We start from the raw sequence: 17,234 nt of genomic DNA on the forward strand, positions 1-17,234 counted from the left end.
CCTACTTGATCTTCACCTGGTAGGCGATGGTCACGCCTTTGCCGATCGGGATGGTCCCGGGGGTGGTGGCGTTGGCGTTGACACCGACGTTCACCACGAGGTTCGGGGAGTTCCCCGCCACGTAGCTCGCCTGGTAGACGCCGGCCGCCCCGGCCGTGATGGTCGAGGTGACGCCGTTGGTGTCTATGTAGAAGATCTGCCTGGAGCCGGTGTAGGCGGCCTGCGGATCGGTGACGTAGGTGGTCGGCACGTAGTCCGAGACGGCGCACGAGGTGAGGTCGAAGGTGCTGGCGCCGCTGTTGGAGGCTTCGATCACGTACTCGATGGTGTCCCCGGGCTTGCCGGTGACCCCTCCGGTGTAGTAGGGAAGCGAACCCGCCCCGGTATTACCCTCGACGGAGGTGTTGTAGTGCGCGGTGCCGGTCCCTGCCACCGGCGCGGTCACGTTGCGGGAGTACTTCTGGAACGTGATGGTCGGCGGCGTGGAGGTCCACCTGTTGGCCGGAGCGGTGGTTGCGGAGTTGGTCGGGAAGCTGGGCGCGGTCACCTCGGCCTTGACGGTCGTGGTGATGTCCAGGCCGAGGGTGCTGATGGTTCCCGGTTTGGCGGTGAGGTTCACCTGCTGGCGCTCACCCACCTGGACGCCGGCCCCGAGGATGTCGGCAGCGGGAATCGCCTCGGTGTTGGCCCAGTTGATGGTGAAGGTGTTGCCGCTTGCGTTGTACTGGGTCGAGGTGACCTTCGGGGTGTAGGTGTGGCTGTTCACGGTGAAGACGATGATGTCGTTCACGGCGATGCCGTTCACCTCGGAATCGGCGCTGATGGCGCCGCCGATCGGCGCCGGGACCACGATCGAGGTGGTGCTGCCGCTGCCCGCGGTGATGGTGGCACCGAGGATCACGCTGGTGCCGCCGGTTACACTGGCGCCGGTGGTGTTGCTCGAACCGGTCACCGAAGGGGTCACCGTGTAGGTGGCCGGGCCGTTGGCGGACGAGGTCACGGTGACGGTGTTGGAAATGCCCGGGGTGTCGGGACCCTGGTAGGCGGCCACGCCGGTGGTGATGGTGACGTTGGGCAGTGCGGGCACCAGGTCGACCTTGACGGTCACCGAGCTCTCGGCGGTCAGACCGCCGTTGTAGGAAAGAACCGCCCTGTTCACGATGGCGGTGTTGGCGGCCGTGCTGGCAAAGGAAGCCTGCGCGCACAGCACCGCCGGAGCGGCCAGCGCGAGCGCCAGCAGCAATTTCATTGCAGCTCTCATGTTGTTCTACCTCCTGGGCGAGCCCTCCGGCACCGTCACCGGTGCCGGAGGGGCGGGCCGGGCTAGTCCACCTTCACGCGGTACTTGATGGTGTAGGTGCGGTTCCAGGTAAAGGGGGCAATGCAGAGGGCCTGGGTGTTCTTGGTGCTGTCGCTGCACGAAGGCACGGTGCCCCCTGCCGAGGCGCTGGAGCCTTGACCGAGGTAGAAGTTGAGTGCTGCACCCGCAGTGACGGCGGCAGCCTTGCCGAAGCCGACGCTCGGAGCGGGGGATAAGGGCTGGGCGGCGACTTCGCCGCTGGCATCAACGGTGAGGTTCACCGTGTTCACGCCGTCGAAGATCTGCGCGAAGTAGCCGGTACCGTCGGTGGATACCGTTCCGCCGTAGGTATCCTGGAAGGTGACCAGTTTGGTGTAGGTGGGGATGTTGTCGATGACCGCGGCAGAGTTGGCCTGACCGCCGTTGTTGGTCACGGTGACGAGGTACTCGAGCACCTTGCCCGGGTCACTGGTGGCGGTGGCGCCGAAGCTGCCGTTGTCGGTGAAGTTCCTCACCTGCTTCAGGATCTCCAGCTTCGTGGCCAGGAAGTTGCCGGCGGGGCAGGTGTTGGCCGGGCTGTTGGTGGCGCTGCCGACGTACTGGGTGTTGTTGGCGGAGCTGTCGGTGACGGTGAGCTTGTAGTCGACGCTGGCGTCGAGGTCCTTGGCGCTGGAAACTGCAGTGACGTCGATTTTAACGATGGCCATCTCGCCAACCACGGTGCCGACTGCGGGAGCTGTGGTGTTGAAGGCCGGGGCGGTGCCGCCGTTACCGATGCCGTTCACGTTGACAAAGGCTTCGACCTGGACCTGGTCGCGCTCCTCGTCGGTCTTTTTGCCGGTGGCGGTGCTGGCGATGGCGCCGTTCACGGTGTAACCTGCGGCGTGGCCGAGGGTCACGTTCTTGACCAGGTACGCGGTCTTGGTGGCACCGTAATCGACGACCACGATGTCGCCGGCGGCGAAGCCCCCGTCGGCCGCGCTCTTGAGCGAGCCGCCCGGGAAGAGCAGGGTGTCCGTGCCGGAGGTGCCGACCACGATGGCGCTGTTCAGCACGAGGTCGCTGGCGGCCGAGGTGGCGGCAGCCTGGACGTTGCCGTCCGCTTTCAGGATGGTGTAGGTCGCGCTGCTGGTGCTGGCATTGTGCGAGGCCTGCTCGATGTTGAGCTTGTAGGTGTCCTGGCCGTTGGCCGTTGCGGTCATGGCGTAGACGGCGCTGAAGGTCCCGCCGGAGGCGTAGCTGTCGAGGGCCGCACAGCTGAACGCGGGGGTGTAGTTGGCGGTGCTGGGGGCGGTGGTGATGTTCAGGCCGGCCTTGACCAGGTTGACGCTGACCGAGGTGGAGAACGCGGCGCTGAAGGAGTTGGTGTTGGTCGCGTCCTTGTAATCCACGGTTACGACGTTGAGAATGGTGGTTCCGGCGGTGGTGCTTGCCATGGCGGTGGCGGGAACGCCGACTGCTGCCACGGCGCTGAGTGCCAGGGCAGCAAAAAGATTGCGTTTCATATGGTCTCCTTTTTGTGATGCTTCATTTCAAATAAAATTAAAAGACCTGCTGATACTGCTGATACTGCTGATACTGCTGATACTGCTGATACTGCTGATACTGCTGATACTGCTAGTTACGCTTCAGATTTGGATCATAGGCACTCCTTTTCAGATAGTTTTCAATTTTGTCATCGAACTGCTTATTCCGCGTTCAGCCCTGAAATTACTTCACCTTTACCTTGAAGCTGACCGACCCCGTGCCGCCGGCCGGCACCTGCGGGATAGTCCAGCGCACGTCGGTGTACTCATCCGGAGATGCCACCTTTTTCTCCATCTTCCCGGTGTTTCCCTTCAGCTCGTAAGTCAGCAGGGTCGGTTTCTTGAACGTTTTCCCTTTGTCGATGGAGAAGGCGAGGTCGCCGGTTTCGCTGGCACTGCCCGGGATGTAGGCGGTGCCGGCGGGGATCGGGTCGCTGATGACGACATCCTTGGCGGCTTCGTTCCCGGAATTCTGGTAGCTGAGGGTGTAGATGATTTCTTCCCCCGGCTGCACGCCCTTGGCCGCCACCCGCTTCTTCACCTGTTTTCCCTTGGCCGTGACGCTCACCTCTTTCTCCGCCTTCATGGTGATGGTGACTTTGGGTTGTGCCCAGGCGACGAGCGGCATTGCTGCCAGGATGAGGGCGACGGCTGCGGTAGCTAACTTCTTGTTTTTTTGCATTTTACTTCTCCTTTTTGTGCGTTTGCTGCTCTGGTTGACGGCTGATCGTTTTTATTTTGTTTACGTCACAAATCCTGCTTATACGGCTATTTGCGGCATCTTGTGCGTTTGATGCAAAAATGCCCGTCTTCATGTACACGGAGACGGGCATCTCTGCCGTAGGGAGGACGTTATTGTCCTCCCCCGGGCCTGACTCCAGATGCTCTTCGGTAGCCCAGCTGTCCCCTTTTCGTAAAGTGGACCCGTGGCTTTGCGTCGCCGGATTGCTCCGGGTTTGCCATTGTCGGAGTGAGGTATGGGAATGGTTAGGCTCAGATCATGGGGGCTCCAGAAGAGTTCTGTTTTACTTCAGTGATTTAAAGTGTTTGCATCGCCTTTTTCTGGGAAGACTACGCTGCCGCCAGCTTAATGCCTACAAAACGGCGCAACAGTAGCAAATTACATGAAAAATATAAAGTTTTTTTTCCAATGAGAATGTGGTCGTGTGATTTTGCCTAGACTGTCGTTGCCTTTTTCGGCGTGAACGGTGTGGAGTGGCTTCTTGTTGCTGCGGCTACGCTCGCGCAGCGGAAACATCGAGTAGATAGGGGGATTGGGCGTCGTCGGGAGGCTGATACAACCGGGGAGCCGGCGCGGTGCCGGCTCCCCGCAGGAGCGAATCAGTTGGTGTTGAGCAGCACCTTGAGAGCGGCGATCTGGTCTGCGGTGAGGGTGACTCCCTGGTGTCCGGCCTGTCCCGCTGCGTATCTGGCCGGGACCTCTCCCCCCTTAAGCGCAAGATCGGGAGCACCGGAGGCGCTGGTGTCGTAGCCCCCCAAGGCGTGGCAGGAGGCGCAGTAGGACTGGTAGGCGGGCTGTGCCGCCAGTGCCAGCGAGCCGGGTGCCGGGAGCACCGCGCCGTAGCTGCCGATCACGAAATCGAAGCTGGCGGCGATGGTGTAGGTCGGCTTTGCCGGGTCGTTGTCGTCTTCCACCACCGCGTTGTAAGAGCCGCTGACCCGGTCGCCGGAGTTGCCGCCGTAGCGGCTGAAGCTGATGGTGCCGCCCACGGTGCGCAGGAGGGTCGACGGGTGTCCGTTCAGGAAGTAAAGGTTGCCCGGGAATGACGGCGCGCCGCCGGCACTCCCCAGTGCGTAGGTCGTCTGCGCCGTGATGGTGGCGCCGGGGACGATGTCGATGCGTGAGACAGTCTCGTAGGCCGGGTCGTTGAGACTGGAGGCTATGGCGGCGCGGAACACGATGCCGAGGGTCGAGACGCTGGAGGAGAGGTAGGTGGCCTTTTCCAGTCCGTAGCCGTCGCTGGTGACGGTGTAGGAGTTGCTCGCAACGGGATCGGGGGTCGTGTTGATGCCGGTCGGGGTGGTCCCTCCGCCGCCTCCGCCGCAGCCGGCCAGAAGCGCGATCGAAAGTGCCAGGGCGAGTGTTCTGATCCTGGAAGCGAAGCCCGTTTTGCCCAGATAGCATTTTGTTGTTGTGTCAGTGTTCATGGAAGCCCCCTGTTTCGTGGTTGTTACCTCTGTTACACACAAGGTGCCAGAAACATTTAATGTGAGAATCCCGTCCTATGTGCTTCACTTATCGGCATTAATTCTTTTGAACTGCAGAGATTTTGCAGCCGGTTTTCAAAAAGTTGCTGTTCAGTGTTTGCGCAGTTTGGCTGTCTGCTGTACCGAAGCTGGACTGCCGGATAGTCGAGGAAAAGAGCCAGCCTCTTTCATGAACGCCGTGCCGCCGGGACCGTTTTTTAAGTCGGGAAGCCTGAGCGCTCTGCGGGAGGGACAGGGGGAAGAAAAACGTTGTCATCGACGGGTGGAAGTGTTAAAAACTTGCACTTCAGGTTATTTGCGGAGTGTGCATGGCCATCAGGGACTTACGCGGTTTTCTCGCCGTGCTCGATGCCGCAGGTGAGCTGCATCGGGTGGATGCGGAGGTCGACGCCGAATTGGAGATCGCCTGCATCACCGACCGGCAGAGCAAGCTTCCCGGTGGCGGCAAGGCGCTTCTCTTCAGCAAGGTCAAGGGGAGTCCCTACCAGGTTGCAACGAACATCTTCGGCTCCCCCTCCCGCATGGCGCTTGCGCTTCAGGTCGAACACCTCTCCCAGTTGACGGGCAAGATGGAACAGTTGCTTCAATCTCCGGAGAGTGCGCCGGCGCCATTACTGGTGCGCGAGCCACCCTGCCGCGAGGTGGTCGAGCAGATCCCGGATCCGGGACGTTTCCCTTTTCTGAAGAGCTGGCCTGCCGACGGCGGGCGCTTCATCACGCTCCCCCTGGTGTTCACCCGGGATCCCGAGACCGGCGCGGACAACTGCGGCATGTACCGGGTCCGGCTCTTCGACGACGGCTTTGTGGGGATCCGCTGGAAGCCCGGCAGCGGCGCGTTCAGCCACCACCAGAAGTACCTTGCGGCCGGGTTGCCGATGCCGGTGGCGATCGCCGTCGGTGCCGCTCCCGCGCTCGCGCTGGCAGCCATGCTCCCTCTGCCGGAACCGCTGGACGAGATCTCCTTCGCCGGCTACCTGGACGGGGCACCCATAGGCATGGTGCCTTGCCTGGGGTCGGAACTGACGGTTCCCGCCGATGCCGAACTGGTCATCGAGGGTGTCATCGAGCCGGGGGCGACCCGCCTGGAGGGCGCTTTCGGCAACCACACCGGGTGCTACGATCCGGGTGAAGTCGTGCCGCTGGTGCGTGTCACCGGCATCACCCGCAGGCGCGATCCCATCTGCCCGGCGACCGTGGTCGGCCCGCCACCGATGGAAGACTGCTACCTGGCCCAGGCCGCCGGGCGGCTGCTGCTCCCGCTGCTGCGCAGGCAATGTCCCGAGATCGCCGACCTGGTCATGCCCCTCGAGGGGATCTTCCACGGCTGTGCCATCGTCTCCATCGAGAAGAAGGCGCCGGGGGAGGGGCGACGGGTGCTGGAGCAACTGCGCAGCGGCGGATGGTTGAAGCGTGGGAAGCTCCTGGTGGTCGTAAATCGGACCGAAGGAGAGCTCACGCTGGCGCAGGGATTTTGGCAGGCGTTGAACGCGGTCCGTTTCCCTGCCGACCTGGTGGTGACGCAGGATGGTTGCCTCGGGGTCGACGCGACGCGCAAGCTCCCGGAAGAGGGTGGAGAGCGGTCGGAATTGTTGCAACAGGATGCATCGGTCAGCGCCCTGGTTGAGCGGAGATGGCGGGAATACGGCTTTCTCTGAGCAAGGGGCGGGAAAGGAACTCATGAGCTGTCAGGCAGGAGTCGAGATGACGATTTACGCCAGGATCAAGGTATTCCTGGAGATGATAAAGTTCAGCCACACCATTTTCGCGCTTCCCTTCGCCTTTACCGGCGCGCTGCTGGCCGCTAAGGGGCTTCCCACGCTGGCGCAGGCGGGGTGGATCGTGCTGGCCATGGTGGGCGCGCGTACCGCGGCCATGGGGCTCAACCGGGTGATCGACGCCGAAATCGACGGCCGCAATCCGCGCACCGCCGGGCGCGCCATCCCGGCAGGCCTGCTCGGGCGCGGGTCCGTGATCTTTTTCATCGTCCTTTCCGTGCTGCTCATGCTTTTCGCGGCGAGGATGCTGAACCCGCTCTGCCTCTACCTCGCCCCGGTGGCGCTCGGCTTCATCCTCCTTTACTCCTACTGCAAGCGTTTCACCTCCTTGGCGCACGTGGTGCTGGGGATCTGCCTGGCGGGGGCTCCACTCGGGGCCTGGATCGCCATCCGCGGCAGCGTCGATCTGCCGGCCTTTCTCCTGGCCTTCGCCGTTCTCTTCTGGGTGGCCGGTTTTGACATCCTCTACGCGCTGCAGGACATGGAGTTCGACCGGCAGAGCGGGCTGCACTCGATCCCGGCGAAGCTCGGCGTCACCGGTTCGCTCTGGACCTCGCGCATCTTCCATCTCCTTTCCTGCCTCTTCCTGCTGGGACTCTACGTCAACCTCGGGCTCGGCACCTTCTTCCTGGCCGGTCTGGTTGCCACCTGCGGGATGCTTCTGTACGAGCACCACCTGCTGCGCGGCGGCAACCTGGACTGCCTCGACGCCGCTTTCTTCAACATGAACGGTTACATCAGCGTGACCCTGTTCTTTGCCACGCTGCTGGATACCCTGACAGCGGGGGCGGCGTGAAGCAGCGGCATTTCGTAGTCGCCATAACCGGGGCCTCCGGCAGCATCTACGCTCTCAGGACGATCGAGGAGCTGCTGCGCTCAGGCGCGCGCGTCAGCGTGCTGATCAGCGACGCCGGCTTCGCCGTGCTGCGCGAGGAGTGCGGCCTCGAATGGGGCGGGGCGGCGCAGGTGGTGCAGGAGCAGTTGCGCCAGAGGGTCGGTGGTGCAGACGGTTCCCTTCGTTATTTCGCCTGCGATGATCTCTTCGCCCCAATTGCCAGCGGGTCGTCGGCCCCGGACGCCATGCTGGTGGTCCCCTGTTCCATGGGGACCCTGTCCCGCATCAGCTGCGGAAACGCCGGCAACCTGCTGGAGCGCGCCGCCGACGTGATGCTCAAGGAGGCGCGCCCCCTGGTGCTGGTGCCGCGCGAGACCCCGCTGAACGCCATCCACTTGGAGCACATGCTGAAGCTCTCCCGGTTGGGGGTGAGGATAGTCCCCGCGATGCCCGGCTTTTACCACCAGCCGCAGAGCATGGAGGACTTGGTGGACTTCGTGGTCGGCAAGGTGCTGGACAGCGTGCAGGTGGAGCACACCCTGTTCCGCCGCTGGGGCGGTGAGTAAACCGAACCCGGCCGTCCGACTGTCCGACGTCAGACCCGTCCGACCGGTCTGACTAGTCCGACTGGTCCGACAAGAAAGGAAAGAACCTTACAATGACATTTGCAGCCTTAGCAGACAAAGTCCTGGCTGGAGCGCGCATCGACGAGGCCGAGGCGCTCCTTTTGTTCCGGCATCCGAATCTCCTGGAGCTGGGGGAGCTGGCCCAGGCGGTGAACGAGCGGCGCAACGGCCGCAAGGTCTTCTTCAACGTCAACCGCCACATCAACCACACCAACATCTGCGTGAACCGCTGCCGCTTCTGCGCCTTCTTCCGCAGGCCCGGCGAAGCCGGCGCCTACCTGATGTCGCTGGACGAGGTGCGCGCCCGCGCCGAGGAGGCACTCCAGCAGGGCGCCACCGAGATCCACGTGGTCGGCGGCCTGCACCCGGATCTCCCCTTCGAGTTCTACCTGGAACTCCTGGCCACCATCAAGGCGGTCTCGCCGGAGCTGCACGTGAAGGCCTTCACCGCGGTTGAGATCGCCTACCTGGCGGAGCTCGCCGGGCTTACCATCCCGCAGACCCTCGAAAAGCTGAAGGAAGCCGGGCTCGGCTCGCTTCCGGGAGGGGGCGCCGAGATCTTCGCCCCGGAGATCCGCAACCAGCTCTGCCCCGAGAAGATCAGCGGCGTTCAATGGCTCTCCATCATGGAGCAGGTGCACCGGGCCGGGCTGAAATCCAACGCCACCATGCTCTACGGTCACCTGGAGAGCGTCGAGGACCGGGTCGATCACATGCGCCAGTTGAGGGAGCTGCAGGACAGGACCGGCGGCTTCCAGGTCTTCATCCCGCTCGCCTTCCAGCCGGAGCATTCCCAGTTGAAGATCGGCGGCAGCGGCACCAGCGGCGTCGACGACCTGCGCACCCTCGCCGTCGGCCGCATCTACCTGGACAACTTCGCCAACGTCAAGGCCTACTGGGTGATGCTGGGGGAGAAGATCGCCCAGGTTTCGCTCTGCTTCGGCGTGAACGACCTGGATGGTACCGTGGTCGAGGAGCGTATCGGTCACGAAGCCGGGGCGGACACCCCCCAGGCGATGAGCCGCGACTCCATCGTCGCAATGATCCGCAAGGCGGGCCGCATCCCGGTCGAGCGCGACACCCTTTACCGCGAGCTCGAGGTCTATTGATTTCTGCCCGTCCACCGGGTCCACACGGTCCACCGGGTCCACACCCCGCTGCCCTTAGCCACAGAAAGCCGCAGGTTCACCATGCTTAAAGCCATCACCGAAAAAGTTGCCGCCGGCGCCGACATAACCTTCGAGGAGGCGCTCTGGTGCCTGACCGAAGGAGAGCTCCTTGCGGTCGGCCGTATCGCCGATTCCATCCGCCGCAGCATGCACCCCGAGGGCTGCGTCAGTTTTGTCGTGGACCGCAACGTCAACTACACCAACGTCTGCGAGTCCCAGTGCAAGTTCTGCGCGTTCTACCGGAACCCCGATGCCGAGGATGCCTACCTCCTTGGCAACGAGGAGATCATGGCCAAGATCCAGGAGCTGGTGGACCAGGGGGGGACGCAGCTCCTGATGCAGGGCGGGCTGCACCCGTCGCTGGACATCAGCTACTACGAGACCCTGTTTCGAGAGATCAAGCGCCGCTTCCCTGGCGTCCAGAACCACTCCCTCTCCCCGGCCGAGATCACCCATACCGCGAAGCTCTCCGGCCTCTCCATTCCCGAAACCCTGAAGCGCCTGAAGGAGGCGGGACTGGATTCGGTTCCCGGCGGCGGGGCCGAGATCCTGGTGGACAGCGTCCGTGCCGAGATCTCTCCGAAGAAGATCGGCTGGCAAGGGTGGGCGGACGTCATGCGCGAGGCTGCGAAACTGGGCATGCCGACCACCGCGACCATGATGTTCGGCAGCAAGGAGCGCATCGAGGACGTGGCCGAGCACCTGTTCCGCGTGCGCGAGCTGCAGGCGCAGGGGGGGAGCTTCACCGCCTTCATCCCCTGGACCTACCAGCCCGGCAACACCGAGCTTGGCGGGGAGACCGCCAGCGGGGTGGAATACCTCAAGGTTCTGGCCCTGTCCCGCATCGTGCTCAGGAACATCCCGAACATTCAGGCGAGCTGGGTGACCCAAGGGGCGAAGATGGCCCAGGTGGCGCTCTTCTTCGGCGCGAACGACGTGGGGGGGACCATGCTGGAGGAGAACGTGGTGGCCGCGGCCGGGTGCCGCTTCCGCATCTCCCAACAGCAGATGATCGAGCTCATCAAGGGCGCCGGCTTCACCCCGGTCCGCCGCACCACTCTTTACCGGGAACTGGAGCGGTATTGACGCGGAAATCGAGGGTTCCGTCCCGGCCTCATGAGGCGGAGCCTTTGACTTTCTTATTGAATTCCGGTTATAGTCACAGATCGAAATTCGCCAGCAAAGGAGTTGCCATGATCGCCCTGCGGCAAAACATCGCAGCGATGGCAGGCTACGTCCCGGGCTTCCAGCCCGAAGATGTGGCCTCCTACATCAAGTTGAACACCAACGAGAACCCCTATCCTCCCTCCCCTCAGGTGATCGAGGCGATCGCCAGGGAGGTCGGTGAGGGGCTGCGCCGTTATCCGGACGCGGCGAGTCGTCTGGCACGCGAAGAGGCCGCGACGCTGTACGGTTTCGACCCGTCCTGGATCATCATGGCCAACGGTTCGGACGAGGTGCTCAACAACCTGATCCGCGCCTTCGCCGGTGAGGGCGAGGAGATCGCGTACATCCATCCCTCGTACTCCTACTACGGCACGCTGGCCGAAGTCCAGGGGGCCAAGGTCCGCACCTTCGGCCTGACCGAGGAGTTCGAGCCGGAAGGGATGCCGGAGCGCTACGACGGCAAGCTCCTCTTCCTCACCAATCCGAACGCCCCGCTTGGCTTCACCTACAGCCAGGATTACATCGCCGATCTGGCCGGGCGCATTTCCGGGATGCTGGTGGTGGACGAGGCCTACGTGGACTTTGCTGAAGAGAATTCGCTGGAACTGGTGCGCTCCTTCGAGAACGTGGTGGTCACCCGTACCTTCTCCAAGAGCTACTCCCTGGCCGGGATGAGGCTCGGTCTCGCCATCGCGCGACCGGAGGTGATCGCCGCCCTGAACAAGATCCGCGACCACTACAACCTGGACCGCCTGGCGCAGGCTGCCGCCACCGCGGCGCTCCACGACCAGGCCTACTTCCTGGAGTGCGTGGCCAAGATCAAGGAGACCCGTGCCTGGTTCACCGCCGAGCTCGCCAAGATCGGCTACCACGTCATCCCCTCCAGCGGCAACTACGTCTTCGCCACCCCCCCTGACCGTGACGGCACCCGCGTCTACCAGGGGCTTTACGACCGCAAGATCCTGGTGCGGCACTTCACCGACCCCAAACTGAGCCACGGCCTGCGCATCACCATCGGCACCAAAGAGGAGATGGCGCGCACCATAGAGGCGCTGATCGAGATCGGGCCGGGATGTTGATCCCTCGAAAGATGTTTTTTTCGCGGAAAGCGGATCTTGACTTGTACACAAAGTGAAAAGGTTGTAATCTTTCCGGCTGGCGCAGTCGCCATGGCCACCGCAGGTTGCCAACGCCAAATATCTTGCAAGCATATATAGATGCAGAAACGGACGGAACCATTTGCAGAACAAAACTAAGGCAACAAATCCCGCAGCGGCACATCTCGTCACCGACCAAAAGACCCTGGATGAACTCGTAGAGCGTCTCTCTAAGGAGTCAGTTCTCGCCTTCGACCTGGAGGCAGACTCGCTGCACCACTATACGGAGAAGGTCTGCCTGATCCAGGTTTCCTCTCTGTCGGAGACCCGCCTGATCGATCCGCTGGCGCCGGTCGACGTCCGGGCGCTGGCACCGATCTTCGCCAACCCGGCCATCAAGAAGATCTTCCACGGTGCGGACTACGACATGCGCTCGCTGTACCGCGACTTCGGCATCGAGGTGGTGAACCTCTTCGACACCATGATCGCCAGCCAGTTCCTGGGCGAGAGCGAGTTCGGCCTGGCCGCCCTTTTGAAGAAGCGTTTTGGCGTCGAGCTGGACAAGCGCTACCAGAAGGCGGACTGGAGCAAGCGTCCCTTCTCCCAGGAGATGCTGGAGTACGCCATGAAGGACACCTCCCTGCTGATCGAACTGTACCGTCAGCTGGAGGCGGAGCTGGTGGCCAAGGGACGCCTGGCCTGGGTGGAGGAAGAGTCCGAGCTGGTGGCCGGGGTGAGATCCCCTTCGCGCGAGGGGGAGCTCATGTGCCTTCGCTTCAAGGGGGCCAACAAGATGAAGCCGCGCGAGCTGGCCGTCCTCGAGGAACTCCTGAAATTCCGCGACGAGAAGGCCCGCATCGCGGACGTTCCCCCCTTCAGGATCCTCAGTAACGACCTGTTGCGCGAGCTCGCCGAGAAGCAACCCAGGAGCAACTTCGAACTGGTGGGCATCCACACCATGTCCTCCAAGCTGATCGAGAGGCTCGGGCGCGGGCTGCTGCAGGCCATCGCCAACGGTCTGGCCCTGCCGCAGGACAAGCTGCCGCAGGTGCAGGCGAACCGCCGTCCGGTGCTGGACCGGCTCCAGGACGAGAAGGTGAAACGGCTGAAGATCTGGCGGGAGGCGAAGTCGGCGCAGCTTGGGCTGGGCGTTGGGCTGGTGGCGAACAACACGCTGCTGGAGGCGCTCGCCGAGCCGGGCTCCTCGCAGAACGCCCTGCTCAAGCGCTGGCAGCGCGAGGCGTTCGGTGACGAGCTGGCGTCCTTGATCTCCTGAAAATACAGACATGGCTGACTGACGGGCGGGTTCCTTATGAGGAACCCGCCTTTTTTCGTCCTATGAGCACGACGCAGGGAGGATTTACATTAGAATGTCTTGTACAGATGGTCCGCTGTTGTATAACATGAAGCTGTGGACGAAGCGAGGCACAGCGAGGCACAGCGAGGCACAGCGAGGCAAGAAGCAGAGGCAAGAAGCAGAGGCAAGAAGCAGAGGCAAGAAGCAGAGGCAAGCAGAGGCAAGCAGAGGCAAGGGACGGAGGGGCGGGCCATGCTCCTGTACATAGGGACAAGCGGTTTTTCCTACACGGCGTGGAAAGGGAGCTTTTATCCGAGCGACCTGCCCCCCGGGGAGATGCTGCGCTATTACGGCGGGCAGTTCAATAGCGTGGAAATCAACAACACCTTCCACCGCATGCCCCGGGATTCCGTGTTGGCAGGGTGGCGCGAAGAGGTCCCTGATGCCTTCAGGTTCGTGCTCAAGGCACCGCAGCGCATCACCCACGTGAACCGGCTGCGGGACGTCTCGGACGCGGTCTCCTACTTCTTCGATGTCGCCGGAGTGATGGGGAGCCGCTTGGGGGCGGTGCTCTTCCAGCTTCCGCCCAGCCTCAAGAAGGATGTCCCCCTGTTGCACGATTTCCTGGCGCTGGTCCCCCCGGGACGCCGCGTGGCCTTGCAGTTTCGCCACCGCTCCTGGCTGGACGACGAGGTCTTCGCGTTGCTGCACAGAAACGACGCCGCGCTCTGCCTCGTCGACGTCGAGGGAGAGCCGGAAATTCCGCCGGTCGCTACGGCGACCTGGGGGTACCTGCGGCTGAGACGCCCCGATTACCAGGTGGAGGAACTCGGGAAGTGGGCGGAGCTGGTGCGGGGGAGGGGATGGAGCGAAGCCTTCGTCTTCTTCAAACACGAGGACGAGGCCAAGGGGCCGCTTTTCGCGCGCCGCTTCGCGGACCTTGTTTCCGCGGGGTGAGTGGGGGGCGGGCGCAGTGATCCGGCAGAGCGCGAGCCTCGGGATTGCCGGACTCGGGATTGCCGGTTTCCGGAACAGGGCGGGAGTACCACAAACTTAAGGATTGAAGGATAAAGGAGGAGCCATGAGCATCTGGAGCATAGCAAAGATCGCGGCAACCAGGATCCCGTGGGGGAGGTTGATGGAGAACCTCCCGGTGGTGGTCGACATGGCCAACCGAGCCAAGGGAAGATTCATGGGAGCCGGGTCTCCCAGCGACATCGAGGCCAGGCTGCACCATCTGGAAGAGGAGAACCGGAAACTGGAGAAGGCGCTCCTTGAGACCTCGGGGCACCTGCAGCTCGCCATCAAGACGCTCAAGGTGGTGCTGGCCCGCGAGAAGCTGCTCATGGCGGTTGCGGGGGTGTCTCTGCTGGTCTCGATAGCGGCCTTGGTCGTCGCGCTCAGTTAGCGGCCGGTTCCGTCGGTCCCCTCCCCAAAGGGGAAAAGGGGGGCGGCCGCGACCGTCACCCCAGGTCTCCCCAGTAAAACTGCAGAATCGAGACGAGCGCCAGTCCGGCCGTCTCGGTGCGCAGGATGCGCCTCCCCAGCGTCACCGGCGTGAAGCCGCAAGCGAGGGCTTCCTCGACCTCTGCGGCACTCAGCCCACCCTCAGGGCCTACCACCACCGCGACACTCTCCGGCGCCTGGTGCTGGTCCAGGCATTCCCGCAGCGTCGTCTTTTCTTCCCCTTCGTACAAAAGCAGCCGCACCGTGTGCCGTGCATCCCGGAGCACTTCCCTCAAAGTCCCGCCGATGGCGACCCGTGGCGCGGAACCCCGCCCGGATTGGCGGGCGGCTTCCTGCACGATCTTCTCGAAGCGGGCCAGTTTCCCCGCGCTCTTTTCACCCCGCAGCTTCACGATGGAGCGTGCCGCGTCGAAGGTGACCACCTCGGAAATCCCGAGCTCGGTGCACTTCTGCAGGATCAGGTCGAGCTTGTCCCCCTTGGGAAGCCCCTGGTACAGGGTGATCTTCAGCCCGCCTTCGGGCTCGGGCACGGCCTTGGTGGCGGCGATACGGACGGTGAGGCTCTTGGTGCCGACCTCGCCAACGACACCGCAGTGGCGTCGGCCGTCGGCGTCGATCAGTTCGACCTCCGCCCCCTGCTTCAGCCGCAGCACGCGTGCCATGTGCCGGTACAGCTCGCCGGTGACGGTTACTTCCCCGTCGCAGACCGTGTTGTCGCCGAGAAAGAAGCTGCGCATTTCTAGAGCGGCTTCCTCAGGGTGAGGCAGGACCACTCGGCCTCCCGCGGGTTTTCCACGAGTTCAAGGGCGGGGAAGCCGGCCCGGACGAACTCTTCCTTCTCGGTGAGGATGCCGGAGAGGATCAGCCAGCCGCCGGGAGCGACCCGCGAGGTGAGCTGGTCGGAGAGGCGCACCAGCTCCTCGGCGAGGATGTTGGCGACCACGACGGCGTAGCCGTCGGGAAGCTGGGAGAGGTCGGTGGTAGACGCTTCCACCACCCCGTCGACGCCGTTCAGCTCCAGGTTTTCCTGCGTCACCCTGATCGCCTCGGGATCGATGTCGACGGCGGCGATCTCGGTGGCGCCCAGAAGCGCTGCGGCGATGCTGAGCACGCCGGAGCCGGTGCCCACGTCGAGGACCGGGTCAGGGAGCCTCGCCCCCTCGGAGGCAAAGGCGATCCGCTCCAGGGATTCCAGGCACATCTTCGTGGTGGGATGGGCGCCGGTGCCGAAGGCCATCCCGGGGTCGATCTGGATCACCAGGTCCCCCTCGACCGGATGGTACTCCTCCCAGGTCGGCTTGATCACCAGACGCTTGCCGATGCGCACGGGCTTGAAGTGCACCTTCCAGTTGTTGGCCCAGTCCTCGTTCTTGATGATGGTGACAACGGGAGGGGTGTAGACGAAGCCGGGGAAGTCGGGGCCGTGCTGGGCCAGGAACTGCTCTACCTTGATGCGCATGTCCTCCAGGGAGTCGTCCAGGGGGAGGTACCCCTTCACCGTCTTGATGCTGGTGTCTTCGAGGGTGTCCAGGGTAAAGGTGTCCAGATGCAGGTTGTCCACGCCGACGCCGTTGCCGGTCAGTTCGACTAAGAAGTCCGCTAATGTGTCGACCATCTCGGCCGGGACGTCACAGGCGATTTCCGCCCAGTCTGTAATCATAATGAGTTTGCGTCTCCTTTGGGGTTGCGAATTGCCGCATTAAACTAGCAGAGAAATAAAGGGAATGGCAATGAAAACCTTGACATCCAAAAAAACTAGGGCGTAATTATAATTAAAATTTTTCCGGTCTCTGCCGATAAGAATTTACAGAAGGTTTTCCCATTAAATTTTAGTTTTGCCTAAAATGAAAAAACATGGTATATATCTAATGAGTTTGACGGTAAGGCCGATAAGGTCTTGGTAGGGCAACAGTTTTCGGGTGACAACGGATGTACCACGTTTACTTACTTTCGGATGCAACTGGCGAGACGGTCGAGCGGGTGGCGCGGGCCGCGCTGACCCAGTTCAAGGACGTGGACGTTCGCCTGCGCCGGGTCGGGCAGATCAGGAACCGCGAGGATATCCTGAAGGCCCTGGACGAGGTCGACCGGCTCCCCGGCATCATCTTCTACACCCTGGTGAACACGGAGTTGGCGCAGTTCGTCAGGAACGAGTGCGAGGCGAGGCAGTTGGAGGCGGTTGACCTGATCACTCCGCTTCTCTTCAAGCTGGCCGAGTTCCTGGAGATGAGGCCGCAGAAGCTCCCCGGCCTGCAGTACGAGATGAACTCCGAGTATTACCGCCGCATGGAGGCGGTTGATTTCACTGTGAAGCAGGACGACGGCCAGGAGCCGCGCAACCTGCACAAGGCGGACATCGTCCTGATCGGCGTGTCCCGCTCCTCGAAGACGCCGCTTTCCATGTACCTGGCTCACAAGGGGTACAAAGTGGCGAACGTGCCCATCATCCAGGGAATCGATCCTCCCCCCGAGTTGGAGGAAGTGGAACCGGAACGGGTGGTAGGCCTCATTATCGACACGCAGCGACTTGTCGATATCCGGAGCGCGCGGCTCAGGAATCTTAGGCAGAGCCCGCGCGGCAGCTATGCCGACTACAGGCAGGTTGAAGAAGAGCTTGCCTACTGCCGGCGTTTTTACCGAGCCCACCCCGCCTGGCTGGTTATCGACGTAACCAACAAATCGGTTGAGGAGTCTGCCGCCGAGATTCTGAGCAGGCTTCATGGTGATATCAGGCACGATTAGAGGT

At 62.8% G+C, this 17,234-nt stretch carries 16 protein-coding genes and 1 riboswitch; of the genes, 10 read left to right on the forward strand and 6 right to left on the reverse strand.

Going from position 1 to position 17,234, the window contains the following annotated elements; all coding sequences use genetic code 11:
• Nucleotide 1: 1 nt before the first annotated feature.
• From KP003_RS20985 to KP003_RS21000, 4 genes are all read right to left on the reverse strand, one after another.
• Nucleotides 2–1,261 carry a hypothetical protein gene (locus KP003_RS20985; protein WP_216496957.1) on the reverse strand — a complete coding sequence of 420 codons (1,260 nt, stop codon included), beginning with the start codon at nucleotides 1,259–1,261 and terminating at the stop codon, nucleotides 2–4.
• A 62-nt stretch (nucleotides 1,262–1,323) separates the two neighbouring features.
• A complete protein-coding gene (locus tag KP003_RS20990) occupies nucleotides 1,324–2,805 on the reverse strand; it encodes a hypothetical protein (RefSeq protein WP_216496956.1) in 1,482 nt (493 codons plus the stop codon).
• A gap of 205 nt (nucleotides 2,806–3,010) precedes the next feature.
• Nucleotides 3,011–3,508 carry a DUF11 domain-containing protein gene (locus KP003_RS20995; RefSeq protein WP_216496955.1) on the reverse strand — a complete coding sequence of 166 codons (498 nt, stop codon included), beginning with the start codon at nucleotides 3,506–3,508 and terminating at the stop codon, nucleotides 3,011–3,013.
• 205 nt (nucleotides 3,509–3,713) lie between these two features.
• Nucleotides 3,714–3,797, reverse strand: a riboswitch (cyclic di-GMP riboswitch).
• Nucleotides 3,798–4,167: 370 nt separating this feature from the next.
• Complete coding sequence (locus KP003_RS21000; RefSeq protein ID WP_216496954.1) at nucleotides 4,168–4,995, reverse strand: c-type cytochrome; 828 nt, start codon at nucleotides 4,993–4,995, stop codon at nucleotides 4,168–4,170.
• Between the two features lie 368 nt (nucleotides 4,996–5,363).
• Between KP003_RS21000 and KP003_RS21005 the strand changes: the two genes are divergently transcribed.
• The 9 genes from KP003_RS21005 (at nucleotide 5,364) to KP003_RS21045 (ending at nucleotide 14,429) form a co-directional block, all read left to right on the forward strand.
• Nucleotides 5,364–6,710 carry a UbiD family decarboxylase gene (locus KP003_RS21005; protein WP_216496953.1) on the forward strand — a complete coding sequence of 449 codons (1,347 nt, stop codon included), beginning with the start codon at nucleotides 5,364–5,366 and terminating at the stop codon, nucleotides 6,708–6,710.
• A gap of 46 nt (nucleotides 6,711–6,756) precedes the next feature.
• Nucleotides 6,757–7,626 carry a 4-hydroxybenzoate octaprenyltransferase gene (locus tag KP003_RS21010; protein ID WP_216496952.1) on the forward strand — a complete coding sequence of 290 codons (870 nt, stop codon included), beginning with the start codon at nucleotides 6,757–6,759 and terminating at the stop codon, nucleotides 7,624–7,626.
• A complete protein-coding gene (locus KP003_RS21015) occupies nucleotides 7,623–8,231 on the forward strand; it encodes a UbiX family flavin prenyltransferase (protein ID WP_216496951.1) in 609 nt (202 codons plus the stop codon). The genes KP003_RS21010 and KP003_RS21015 overlap by 4 nt, the downstream gene beginning before the upstream one ends.
• Nucleotides 8,232–8,323: 92 nt before the next feature.
• On the forward strand, nucleotides 8,324–9,400 hold the full coding sequence (gene mqnE / locus KP003_RS21020) for an aminofutalosine synthase MqnE (RefSeq protein WP_216496950.1): 1,077 nt from the start codon (nucleotides 8,324–8,326) through the stop codon (nucleotides 9,398–9,400).
• 81 nt (nucleotides 9,401–9,481) lie between these two features.
• On the forward strand, nucleotides 9,482–10,546 hold the full coding sequence (gene mqnC, locus KP003_RS21025) for a cyclic dehypoxanthinyl futalosine synthase (protein ID WP_216496949.1): 1,065 nt from the start codon (nucleotides 9,482–9,484) through the stop codon (nucleotides 10,544–10,546).
• A gap of 107 nt (nucleotides 10,547–10,653) precedes the next feature.
• Nucleotides 10,654–11,706: a histidinol-phosphate transaminase gene (gene hisC / locus KP003_RS21030; protein WP_216496948.1), complete on the forward strand. Its 1,053-nt coding sequence runs from the start codon at nucleotides 10,654–10,656 to the stop codon at nucleotides 11,704–11,706.
• 160 nt (nucleotides 11,707–11,866) lie between these two features.
• On the forward strand, nucleotides 11,867–13,000 hold the full coding sequence (locus tag KP003_RS21035) for a ribonuclease D (RefSeq protein ID WP_216496947.1): 1,134 nt from the start codon (nucleotides 11,867–11,869) through the stop codon (nucleotides 12,998–13,000).
• Between the two features lie 273 nt (nucleotides 13,001–13,273).
• Nucleotides 13,274–13,978 carry a DUF72 domain-containing protein gene (locus KP003_RS21040; protein ID WP_216496946.1) on the forward strand — a complete coding sequence of 235 codons (705 nt, stop codon included), beginning with the start codon at nucleotides 13,274–13,276 and terminating at the stop codon, nucleotides 13,976–13,978.
• Between the two features lie 124 nt (nucleotides 13,979–14,102).
• Nucleotides 14,103–14,429 carry a hypothetical protein gene (locus tag KP003_RS21045; protein ID WP_216496945.1) on the forward strand — a complete coding sequence of 109 codons (327 nt, stop codon included), beginning with the start codon at nucleotides 14,103–14,105 and terminating at the stop codon, nucleotides 14,427–14,429.
• Between the two features lie 55 nt (nucleotides 14,430–14,484).
• Here KP003_RS21045 and KP003_RS21050 read toward each other — a convergent pair whose 3' ends face one another.
• Nucleotides 14,485–15,225 (reverse strand): 16S rRNA (uracil(1498)-N(3))-methyltransferase, encoded by a 741-nt coding sequence (locus KP003_RS21050; RefSeq protein ID WP_216496944.1) that lies wholly within the window; start codon nucleotides 15,223–15,225, stop codon nucleotides 14,485–14,487.
• A gap of 2 nt (nucleotides 15,226–15,227) precedes the next feature.
• The gene (gene prmA / locus KP003_RS21055; protein WP_216496943.1) at nucleotides 15,228–16,148 is read right to left on the reverse strand and encodes a 50S ribosomal protein L11 methyltransferase; all 921 of its coding nucleotides are present in this window, start codon (nucleotides 16,146–16,148) and stop codon (nucleotides 15,228–15,230) included.
• 269 nt (nucleotides 16,149–16,417) lie between these two features.
• Here prmA and KP003_RS21060 point away from each other — a divergent pair, with 269 nt between their 5' ends.
• The gene (locus KP003_RS21060) at nucleotides 16,418–17,230 is read left to right on the forward strand and encodes a pyruvate, water dikinase regulatory protein (protein ID WP_216496942.1); all 813 of its coding nucleotides are present in this window, start codon (nucleotides 16,418–16,420) and stop codon (nucleotides 17,228–17,230) included.
• Nucleotides 17,231–17,234 lie beyond the last annotated feature (4 nt).

This window comes from Geomonas diazotrophica, from assembly GCF_019063885.1.
GTDB lineage: Bacteria > Desulfobacterota > Desulfuromonadia > Geobacterales > Geobacteraceae > Geomonas > Geomonas diazotrophica.

Bases quoted from the DNA above. Each gene is read 5' to 3' on its own strand.
- KP003_RS20985 (WP_216496957.1), bottom strand. From the start codon at position 1,261: ATGAGAGCTGCAATGAAATTGCTGCTGGCGCTCGCGCTGGCCGCTCCG.
- KP003_RS20990 (WP_216496956.1), bottom strand. From the start codon at position 2,805: ATGAAACGCAATCTTTTTGCTGCCCTGGCACTCAGCGCCGTGGCAGCA.
- KP003_RS20995 (WP_216496955.1), bottom strand. From the start codon at position 3,508: ATGCAAAAAAACAAGAAGTTAGCTACCGCAGCCGTCGCCCTCATCCTG.
- KP003_RS21000 (WP_216496954.1), bottom strand. From the start codon at position 4,995: ATGAACACTGACACAACAACAAAATGCTATCTGGGCAAAACGGGCTTC.
- KP003_RS21005 (WP_216496953.1), top strand. From the start codon at position 5,364: ATGGCCATCAGGGACTTACGCGGTTTTCTCGCCGTGCTCGATGCCGCA.
- KP003_RS21010 (WP_216496952.1), top strand. From the start codon at position 6,757: ATGACGATTTACGCCAGGATCAAGGTATTCCTGGAGATGATAAAGTTC.
- mqnE (WP_216496950.1), top strand. From the start codon at position 8,324: ATGACATTTGCAGCCTTAGCAGACAAAGTCCTGGCTGGAGCGCGCATC.
- mqnC (WP_216496949.1), top strand. From the start codon at position 9,482: ATGCTTAAAGCCATCACCGAAAAAGTTGCCGCCGGCGCCGACATAACC.
- hisC (WP_216496948.1), top strand. From the start codon at position 10,654: ATGATCGCCCTGCGGCAAAACATCGCAGCGATGGCAGGCTACGTCCCG.
- KP003_RS21040 (WP_216496946.1), top strand. From the start codon at position 13,274: ATGCTCCTGTACATAGGGACAAGCGGTTTTTCCTACACGGCGTGGAAA.
- KP003_RS21045 (WP_216496945.1), top strand. From the start codon at position 14,103: ATGAGCATCTGGAGCATAGCAAAGATCGCGGCAACCAGGATCCCGTGG.
- KP003_RS21050 (WP_216496944.1), bottom strand. From the start codon at position 15,225: ATGCGCAGCTTCTTTCTCGGCGACAACACGGTCTGCGACGGGGAAGTA.
- prmA (WP_216496943.1), bottom strand. From the start codon at position 16,148: ATGATTACAGACTGGGCGGAAATCGCCTGTGACGTCCCGGCCGAGATG.
- KP003_RS21060 (WP_216496942.1), top strand. From the start codon at position 16,418: ATGTACCACGTTTACTTACTTTCGGATGCAACTGGCGAGACGGTCGAG.